The 9,029-nt window shown below is 70.9% G+C and carries 8 protein-coding genes; 4 read left to right on the top strand and 4 right to left on the bottom strand.

Translation table 11 applies throughout. The features are described 5' to 3' along the window. Window positions 1-55: 55 nt before the first annotated feature. Window positions 56-1,333 carry a hypothetical protein gene (locus tag TN53_RS28900; RefSeq protein WP_046261638.1) on the bottom strand — a complete coding sequence of 426 codons (1,278 nt, stop codon included), beginning with the start codon at window positions 1,331-1,333 and terminating at the stop codon, window positions 56-58. A 187-nt stretch (window positions 1,334-1,520) separates the two neighbouring features. Here TN53_RS28900 and TN53_RS28895 point away from each other — a divergent pair, with 187 nt between their 5' ends. Beyond that, a complete protein-coding gene (locus TN53_RS28895) occupies window positions 1,521-2,411 on the top strand; it encodes a DUF4429 domain-containing protein (RefSeq protein ID WP_046261637.1) in 891 nt (296 codons plus the stop codon). A gap of 19 nt (window positions 2,412-2,430) precedes the next feature. Here the strand turns inward: TN53_RS28895 and TN53_RS28890 are convergent, their stop codons facing one another. Next, window positions 2,431-3,234 carry a class II aldolase/adducin family protein gene (locus TN53_RS28890; RefSeq protein WP_046261636.1) on the bottom strand — a complete coding sequence of 268 codons (804 nt, stop codon included), beginning with the start codon at window positions 3,232-3,234 and terminating at the stop codon, window positions 2,431-2,433. 162 nt (window positions 3,235-3,396) lie between these two features. Between TN53_RS28890 and TN53_RS28885 the strand changes: the two genes are divergently transcribed. Beyond that, window positions 3,397-3,870 (top strand): pyridoxamine 5'-phosphate oxidase family protein, encoded by a 474-nt coding sequence (locus TN53_RS28885; RefSeq protein ID WP_046261635.1) that lies wholly within the window; start codon window positions 3,397-3,399, stop codon window positions 3,868-3,870. A 3-nt stretch (window positions 3,871-3,873) separates the two neighbouring features. Here TN53_RS28885 and guaA read toward each other — a convergent pair whose 3' ends face one another. Beyond that, the gene (gene guaA / locus TN53_RS28880) at window positions 3,874-5,451 is read right to left on the bottom strand and encodes a glutamine-hydrolyzing GMP synthase (RefSeq protein ID WP_046261634.1); all 1,578 of its coding nucleotides are present in this window, start codon (window positions 5,449-5,451) and stop codon (window positions 3,874-3,876) included. A gap of 324 nt (window positions 5,452-5,775) precedes the next feature. Here guaA and TN53_RS28875 point away from each other — a divergent pair, with 324 nt between their 5' ends. Further along, window positions 5,776-6,057, top strand: coding sequence for a chorismate mutase (locus tag TN53_RS28875; protein WP_046261633.1), 282 nt, complete (start codon window positions 5,776-5,778; stop codon window positions 6,055-6,057). A gap of 594 nt (window positions 6,058-6,651) precedes the next feature. Here the strand turns inward: TN53_RS28875 and TN53_RS28870 are convergent. Continuing rightward, entirely contained in the window at window positions 6,652-7,764 is a 1,113-nt protein-coding gene (locus TN53_RS28870; protein ID WP_046261632.1) for a hypothetical protein, read from the bottom strand. A 217-nt stretch (window positions 7,765-7,981) separates the two neighbouring features. Here TN53_RS28870 and TN53_RS28865 point away from each other — a divergent pair, with 217 nt between their 5' ends. Further along, on the top strand, window positions 7,982-9,019 hold the full coding sequence (locus TN53_RS28865) for an LPXTG cell wall anchor domain-containing protein (RefSeq protein WP_052745330.1): 1,038 nt from the start codon (window positions 7,982-7,984) through the stop codon (window positions 9,017-9,019). Window positions 9,020-9,029: the final 10 nt, after the last annotated feature.

Genomic DNA, 9,029 nt, shown 5'->3' with positions numbered 1-9,029 from the left:
CCCCGGGAACCCCCCCCCCGCCACTACCGACGCCCCCACCCAACCCTCAGTCCGTTCAGTCCGTCACATCGATCCCGTACCGATTCGTCTCCACCCCCGCCGCGGTGACCACCTGCACCTCCACCCGCCCAGGTTCCACATCCGCCGGCACCGGCACGGTCAGGACCGCGTCCGTCGGGTTGCTGAAGCCTCCGTTCACCGGGACGAGGGGGACATGGACGTGGACGGTGCCGACGCGGACCGTCATGCGGGACAGGCGCTCCGCACCCTGCGCGCCCGGGGGGACGAAACCGGCGCCGCGGATCTCGATGTCGTCGCCCGTGCGGATCGGCGCGTCGAGGTCACCGGCTTCGCGGGCGCGGACGACGGAGAGGATGACCGGGCGGCCGCCCTCGGCGTATTTGCCGGCCACGTAGGTCGCCGCCGAGATGAGGACGACCACCGCCAGTCCCCAGGGGAGGTCGGGGAGTTGGTCGGGGCGGCGGGCCAGGCGGACGGCCGCGAACAGCAGGGCGACGGTGCTGATCACGACGTACTGGATGTCGGCGAAGGTGCCCCGGCCCGCGTCGTCCGTCAGGAGGTCGGCGGCGCGCGGACGGTCGGCGCGTACCTTCTGCAGCCGCTGTCCCAGGACGCGCAGGCCGACCACGCGCCGCACCAGGACCGCGATGGCGCACACCACGGCGAGGACCGTCACCACGCCCGCGCCGCGGGCGAGATCGAAGCCGGAGATCAGCGTGTCGCGCTCGGCGGGGTCGGAGGCGGCGGCGAGGCGGCCGACCAGGACCAGCACGGCGTACGCCACGAACAGCACCCAGGCCACGGCCACCGCACGCGAGGTGGACAGGCGGTTGTCCTCGCCGATCACGGGCGCGAGCGCGCCGCCCCGGGCCCGGTGGAACCAGGACGCGGCGGCCAGCGCGCCGGCCGTCAGCAGCGCGGCCAGCAGACCGGCGGTCCGGGCCGGGGTCCAGCCCGCGCCGATCGCCGTCAGCGCCTGGACCAGCAGCAGGACGACCACGCCGGCCCACACCGTGTACGCCGTCCGGCTCCACATTCGCACCAGCCAGGCCTCGCCCTCGGCGCGGCCGCGTTCGGCGACGAGCTCCGCGGACTGGGTCAGCTCCTCCGACACCCACTGGCGGGAGGCGGAGGCCGAGTGGGCCACGGCGGCCGGCAGCCCCTGTCCGGCGGCGAACTCGTCCCGTTTCAGCACGAATTCGGCGACCGCCCGCCGATGTCCCGCACGCGCCCCGTGCGGACAGTCCCCGCAGGTGCAGCCGCCCCCGTGAGCGCCCGCTTCCACGCTCTGTCTCGCCTCCTGCACCGCCACGTCCGACGCCTGCCTTCCCCGCGATTCCCACGCGCTGCGGCCCCTGCCGAAGCCTCGGCGACCGCTCTGCAACTCCCGTGCGATGACAGCGAATTGTGCCCTACGCCACTGGGTGCCCGCCCGGCAGGTCTGGTCAGGGCGGGTGAAGGCCGGGCCGCCGTGTTGACCCGGCTGCGAGAATTTCCCTATGGCCGAGATCATCCAGCGCGACGGGACCTGGGCCTTCGACGGCACAACGGTCAGGATCACGCCGGGACTCCACCGCTCCGTACCGCTGTTCCGGCAGACGTACGGCGAGATCGCCGTACCCCTGGAGGCTGTGTCGGGCGTGGTCTACGAACCCGAACGCAGGCGCGGGCGGCTGCGGATGCGGCTGCGCGAGGGGGCGGATCCGCTCCTTCACGCGACGGGCGGACGGCTGCCGGACCCGGCGGATCCCTACCGGCTGTTGGTGGACATCGACCGCTCGGGGGTCGCCGAGTACATGGCGGAGGAGATCCGCCGGGCGCTGCTGCTCGACCAGGTTCCCAAGGAGCCGACGAAGACGTATCTGCTGGCCGGTCCGCCGGTCCCGGTCTCGGTGCGTTCCTCCGACGGCACGGTCTCCTTCGACGGTCTCCAGGTCCGTATCGACTGGTCGGACACCTCCGACCGGGTCAAGCGGGCGACCGGGCCGCGGATCATCGCCATCGGCGACGTCGTGGGGGTCGAGTGGCTGCCCAACTCCGGCTACGAGGACGGCTTCCTGCGCTTCGTGACCCGTGAGACGGCGTTCTCGAAACTGCCGCCGGAGAAGGACCCGTACGCCCTCGATCTGTGGGGCAGTGCCCGCCGCGACCTGCTCACGGCCCTGGTCGCCACCGCGGTCACCGCCCGTCTCCCGCACCCCTCCACCCGCACCGGCGACGACCTCGCGAAGGACCGTCCCGCCCGGCTCCCGGCGGCCGTCCCGCCCCAGCCCGACCACCACGACGTGCTCCTGCGCAGGCTCCGGGAGCTGGGCGAGCTGCACCGTGACGGGGTCCTCACGGACGAGGAGTTCGCGATGACCAAGGCGGTCGTGCTCCGGGGTTTCTGAGCCCCCTTCACCCTGGGGCTCAGCTCAGCAGATCCGGCTCGCTGCGACTGATGTCCTGCCACAACGGCTGGTAGTTGATCCAGGCCACCAGGTCCCCGCCCAGCTGCTCCCGCGTCGCCACCGCCGCCTTGTGCTCGATGAGAACCGGGCGGCCGGCTGCCCGGGCCGTCAGCTGGACCTGCGAGGACCGTTCCATGGACAGGAACCACCAGGCCGCCGCGTCCACCGAGTCCCCTACGGTCAGCAGACCGTGGTTGCGCAGCACCAGGCCCTTGCGGCAGTCGAGCGCGGCGGCGATCCGGCGTCCCTCGGCGGCGTCGACGGCGACACCCGAGTAGGCGTCGTAGACCGCGTGGTCCTCGTAGAACGCGCAGCTCTCCTGCGTGATCGGGTCCAGGAGCTCCCCCAGGGCGGCCAGCGCGCGGCCGTGCACGGAGTGGCAGTGGGCGACCGCGACGACGTCGGGGCGGGCGGCGTGGACCTGGGCGTGAACGGCGAACGCGGCCTGGTTGACGTGGTAGCGGCCCTCGATGACCTGTCCCTCGGAGTTGGCGAGGACCAGGTCGCTCACCGTCACGTGCTTGAAGGGCATCCCGAAGGGGTTGACCCAGAAGCAGTCGGTGAATTCCGGGTCGCGCGCGGTGATGTGCCCGGACACCCCGTCCTCGAAGCCCAGCCGTCCGAAGATCCGCAGCGCCCCCGCGAGCCGTTCCTTGCGGTGCCTGCGCTCGTCCTCGACCGCGTCGTGCATCGGCGGCATCGCGAACTGGAGGCTGTCCGTGGGCAGGGGTGTCGGCGGGTTGGGGCCATACGTCCCGTGCATCTGTCCTCCAGCACTGGGGTTGCTTTACGGGGCGGAAGTTACCGCCGGTCAGTGCAGGAGAACAGAGCTGTTATGAAAAGATGACGTGCGCAATCGATCGGGCCGACGCCACTTCGCGCAATACGGACAGCAGGTGTCGGGTATGAGCGCCAGACTCGCCGTATGACAGCGAACTGGGCGGCCTTCGCCGCCGCCGAACCCGACTTCGCCAAGCGCGTCGAGGAACGCTTCGGCGCCTTCACTCACCACACCCTCGCGACTCTCCGCAAGGACGGCTCCCCGCGCACGAGCGGCCTGGAGGTCCGTTTCCTGAACGGTGAGCTCTGGCTCGGCATGATGCCGGACTCGCTCAAGGCGCTCGACCTGCTCCGCGACGGGCGCTTCGCGCTCCAGGCGAACCCCGGTGAGGGGCAGAGCATGGGCGGCGGGGACGTCCGGATCAGCGGGCGGGCGATCGAGGTGGTGGACGCCGGGACGAAGGCCGGATACGGCGAAGAGGTGGAACCGCCGGAGCCGTTCCACCTCTTCCGCACCGAGCTGACGGAGGTCGTGCGGACCTGCGTCGAGGACGACAAGTACCTGGTCGTCCAGGTCTGGAAGCCCGGTGAGCCCGTGCGCTCGATCAAGCGCACCTAGGGCTTACTCCCACTCGATGGTGCCCGGCGGCTTCGACGTCACGTCGAGGACCACGCGGTTCACGTCGGCCACCTCGTTGGTGATCCGCGTCGAGATCTTCGCCAGCACCTCGTACGGCAGTCGCGACCAGTCGGCGGTCATGGCGTCCTCGGAGGACACCGGGCGCAGCACGATCGGGTGGCCGTACGTGCGGCCGTCGCCCTGGACGCCGACGCTGCGGACGTCCGCGAGCAGGACCACCGGGCACTGCCAGATGTCCCGGTCGAGGCCGGCCGCGGTCAGCTCCTCGCGGGCGATGGCGTCCGCGTCGCGGAGCAGGTCGAGCCGCTCCTTGGTGACCTCGCCGACGATCCGGATGCCGAGGCCCGGGCCGGGGAACGGCTGGCGCTGGACGATCTCCTCCGGCAGGCCCAGCTCCTGGCCGACCATCCGGACCTCGTCCTTGAACAGCTTGCGCAGCGGCTCGATCAGCTGGAACTCGAGGTCCTCGGGGAGGCCGCCGACGTTGTGGTGGGACTTGATGTTGGCGGTGCCGGTACCGCCACCGGACTCGACCACGTCGGGGTAGAGGGTGCCCTGGACGAGGAACTCCACCGCCGGGCCCTCGTCCGCGATGATCTCCGCCTGCGCCTGCTCGAAGACCCGGATGAACTCCCGGCCGATGATCTTCCGCTTCTCCTCGGGGTCCGAGACACCCTTGAGCGCGGTCAGGAAGCGCTCCTCCGCGTCGACGACGACCAGCTTGACGCCGGTCGCGGCCACGAAGTCCTTCTCGACCTGCTCGGTCTCGCCCTTGCGCATCAGGCCGTGGTCGACGTACACGCAGGTCAGCTGGTCACCGATGGCGCGTGCGACGAGGGCCGCGGCCACCGCGGAGTCGACACCGCCGGACAGACCGCAGATGGCGCGCTTGTCGCCGACCTGCTCACGGATGGCCGTGACCTGCTCCTCGATCACATTGCCCGTGGTCCAGGACGGGGTCAGGCCCGCGCCCCGGTACAGGAAGTGCTCCAGGACCTGCTGGCCGTGCGTGGAGTGCATGACCTCGGGGTGGTACTGGACGCCGTAGAGCTTCTTCTCGTCGTTCTCGAAGGCGGCGACCGGGACGACGTCCGTGGCGGCCGTGACGGAGAAGCCCTCGGGGGCGGCGGAGCAGGCGTCGCCGTGGGACATCCAGACGGACTGCTCGTCGGGGGTGCCCTCGAAGAGCGTCGAGCCGGACCGCGACACATGCAGCGGCGTACGGCCGTACTCACGGGCGCCGGTGTTGTCGACCGTGCCGCCGAGGGTCGTGGCCATCAGCTGGAAGCCGTAGCACATGCCGAAGACGGGGACGCCGGCCTCGAAGAGCTCGCGGTCCAGGCGCGGGGCGCCCTCCGCGTAGACCGAGGAGGGGCCGCCGGAGAGGATGATCGCCGCCGGGTTCTTGGCGAGCATCTGAGCGACCGGCATGGTGCTCGGCACGATCTCGCTGTAGACCCGGGCCTCGCGGACACGGCGGGCGATGAGCTGGGCGTACTGCGCGCCGAAGTCGACGACCAGGACGGTGTCGGGGGCGGCGGCGGGGGTCGCTGATGACACGGGTTGCCTTCCGGCGTGAGCGAGGTGTGTGTGGGGCCGAGTCTACCGGGCGCGGCGGGGCCGGTCCCGGGGCAAGCGCCGTCTCACGATGCGAACCGGGTTGGACGCCCCCGCGTGGCGCGGCATACTGCTCCCATGCTCACGCACCCGACCTTCCTCTTTACCTATGGCACCCGGCCCGCCGGCTGCCATGGTCGTGCTGCTTGAGCTACTGACAAGCGACTTCCCAGGCGCCCCGGGCCGACAAGGTCCGGGGCGCCTGTCGTTTCCTCCGGGCCCTGCCGCTCCGGGGCACCTCGACCCCTTCCAGACGAGGAGCTCCCCATGACCGCCATCGACGTGACCGGCGCCCGTACCTCCGAGGCCGCGGACGTGATCACCGGCGCCCGCGAGCGCATCGACGCGCTCGACGACCGGATCATCGGTCTGATCCAGGAACGGATGGCCGTGTCCGCCGTCATCCAGGAGGCGCGGATCACCTCCGGCGGCCGGCGCGTGAACCTCTCCCGCGAGATGGAGGTCCTCAACCACTACAGCGAGGCGCTGGGCAGGCCGGGCACCTCCCTCGCGATGACCCTTCTCGAACTGTGCCGCGGTCGCATCTGAGTTCGGGCCCCGCCTCACCCGTACGGCGCGTGACCGGGACGCGGACCGCTTCGTTGGTGGGGTGTCCGTGCCAGCCAGGGGCGGGCCCGAAAGAACCACGCGTGGCTCGCTGGGGCGATGAGACGTACGGATCGTGCCGTACGTCGTGGGACCTCGCTCCAGGTAAGTGACCGGACGGCAGGGGACAGCAGTCCGGTCACCCAAGAGAACGGCCGGCTCCGGGGACGCCCGGGGCCGACCGACGGAAAAGTGCACAAACGAGTACAAGGCAAAGTACGGGAACACGTACAAGGCCGGGCCAAACGGTTGCGGTGGCCGGGTCCATCCAGCACGATGCCTAGAAAGCCCAAGTCCCCTCGCAGACAACCACATTGCCTTTGTCCTCCCGCACTGCCAGAGGTCGAGACCAGCTGTGCGCCCCGACTGCGCCGGGGCGCCGACCCGGCACGCGAGGCAAGCGGCGCAACCCCCCGGCGCCGCTCCCAGGCACCGGTGCTGCCCTGACGCCGGTGCTGACGAAAGAAGGGCCCCGCGGCTCCGTCCCGCGGGGCCCTTCGCCGTGCCTCGGCCCTCCACACCTCGGACCGCTGGGTGTCAGACGCGCGAGACCGTCCCGCAGTCCTGCCCCTGGCTGATGTCCTTGCTGCGGTCGTACGGGTCCGACGTCGGGCCCGAGGGGGGCGCGCTCGTCGCGGCGTCCGAGGGGAACTGCGGGTGGAACCAGCCGTCGTGGACATCACAGGCCGAGTTGCCGGCGTCCCGGTCGTGGCGCAGGACGGTGAGCTTGCCGGGCGTGATGTCGTATCTGGCCGGGTCGGAGAGTTCGACGTCGAGGACGCGGCGGACGATGGTGCGGGTCACCTCGGGCGAACCGTCGGCGCGGACCACCGGGTAGACGAAGGTGTAGTCGGCGTGGACGGCGACGGCGACGCCCTCGCCCGCCTTGAACGTCATCCGGCCGCGGACCTTCACGACATCGCCGACCGGCCGGACCTCGTCCGGGTCGAAGCGGGTGAACATCGAGAGCGGGTCGTGCTTGTCGTCCGGCTTGCTCAGGGCGGTCTTCAGCCCCGACAGGACGTCCTTCTGCTTCGGGTCCAATATGTCCAGCGCCGCCTCGGGACGTTCGCCGCGCAGTGTCGCCGGGTCGAGGTTCGAGGAGATCAGCAGTTCCCTGGTCAGCTGAAGGGCCTGGGCGACCTCCGCCTTCGACCTTCCGCCGACCGCTTCCGCCTTCGGCGCGAGGATGCCGGCCTTGCCGTCGGCCCAGCGCTTGGCCGGGGATCCGGCGAACGGATCGTCCAGGGTGGGTGTCGCGGGGGCCGCGGCGGAGGGCGGGGCGGTCGGGGCCGCGGTCTCCTCGGGGAGCGGTGACTCGGCGGCGGAGTCGGAGGTCCCGCTGCCGAAGGGGTCGCCCGGCAGCAGCGACGGCTTCAGTGCCACGACGGCTACGACGAGGGCGAGGAGCAGACCGAGGACCGCCCACACCCGTCGGCCGCGCTTCTTCTCCTGCAGGGGCGGCCCCGGACGCCAGCTCTCGGGCGTCTCACCGCGGGCCTCCTGCTGCCGCAGGCGCTCGGTCACCATGCGGGCGCGCGCGGAGGGCTCCTTCGGAGCCTCCCGCTCGTTGGCGCGGGTGAACTGTTCCCAGACGTCGTCGGGGACTTCGGGGGTCGAGGAGGAGTCCTCGGACGGCTTGTCAGACACGACGGCAGTTCTATGGGCTGGGAAAGCACTTTTACAAGCGCAATCGAAATGTGACTCAGGCCACATAAGGTTTCTGTGAATGCGGGGGCAACCATTCACAGGCTTCGCGAATCAAACCAGGCGAACCAAGGGCCACACCCGCACCCCACAGGCGGGGCCCACCACGCCCCACTCGCGTGCCGCGCGTCGCAGCACGCCGGACTTCCTGAGGTCATTCATGAAGCTTCGCCGTGCCATGGCCGCAGCGGCCGCGACGGCTGTCATAGCCCCGCTCGCGCTGCTGTCCGCGCCTGTCGCGTTCGCGGACGAGACGACTGCGACTCCCACCGAGACGGTCACCACCACGCCGACGGACGAGCCGACCGACACGGCCGACCCGACCCCGACGGACACCTCGCTGCCCACCGACACCGCGCTCCCGACCGACACGGCGACGGCCACCGCCACCGCCACGGCGACCGACACCGCGACGGCCACCGCCACGGCCACCGAGTCGGACGAGCCCGAGCCCTCCGAGTCGGCCGAGCCGAGCGAGGAGCCGACCGACCCGGACGTCCCGTACTGCGAGGAACTCGACGAGGACTTCACGGACGCCAAGGTGTCCGCGGACATCAAGGGTCTGCCCGGCAAGATCGTCGCCGGTGACGGCTTCCACAACTTCAAGCTGGCAGTCACCAACGACTCCGGCACCACGGTCGACGGCGTCGCGTTCTACGCCGAGATCGAGAACTACGAGCTCGACGAGGCGAAGTTCCTGAGCCCGTACGTCGACCTGGAGTTCAAGAACACCGAGACCGGCACCTGGGACCGCATCGGCTCCGACGAATGGGCCGGCGACTACTTCTTCTACGTCGACTCGCTGAAGGCCGGCAAGACCAAGTCGGTGGACCTGCGCGTCAGCATCGGCTCCAAGGCCCCGGCCGGCGACGCCTACTCCTTCGGCTCCGGCGCCTACCTGGACAACATCGACGGCCAGGACTGCATCGCCGAGGGCTGGGCCCAGTACGACTTCGAGGTCCTGAAGGCCGGCTCGGACAACCCGGACCCCGGTACGGCCGACCCGAGCGACAACGGCTCCAAGGACTCGGTGAAGAAGCCGCAGGGTGACGTCTCCGAGCTGCCGACGGGCAACCTCGCCGACACCGGTTCCAGCTCGGCGCTGCCGACCATCGGTCTCGTCGGCGGTGTCGCGATCGTCGCCGGTGCCGGCGCCGTCTTCGCCATGCGTCGCCGCAAGGTGGGTGCGGAGGGCTGAGAGCCCCAGA

The organism is Streptomyces sp. WM6386 (genome assembly GCF_000972385.1).
In the GTDB taxonomy this organism is placed as follows: domain Bacteria; phylum Actinomycetota; class Actinomycetes; order Streptomycetales; family Streptomycetaceae; genus Streptomyces.
This window is presented reverse-complemented; position numbering and strand designations above follow the sequence as displayed.

Bases quoted from the DNA above. Each gene is read 5' to 3' on its own strand.
- TN53_RS28895 (WP_046261637.1), top strand. From the start codon at position 1,521: ATGGCCGAGATCATCCAGCGCGACGGGACCTGGGCCTTCGACGGCACA.
- TN53_RS28890 (WP_046261636.1), bottom strand. From the start codon at position 3,234: ATGCACGGGACGTATGGCCCCAACCCGCCGACACCCCTGCCCACGGAC.
- TN53_RS28885 (WP_046261635.1), top strand. From the start codon at position 3,397: ATGACAGCGAACTGGGCGGCCTTCGCCGCCGCCGAACCCGACTTCGCC.
- TN53_RS28875 (WP_046261633.1), top strand. From the start codon at position 5,776: ATGACCGCCATCGACGTGACCGGCGCCCGTACCTCCGAGGCCGCGGAC.
- TN53_RS28865 (WP_052745330.1), top strand. From the start codon at position 7,982: ATGAAGCTTCGCCGTGCCATGGCCGCAGCGGCCGCGACGGCTGTCATA.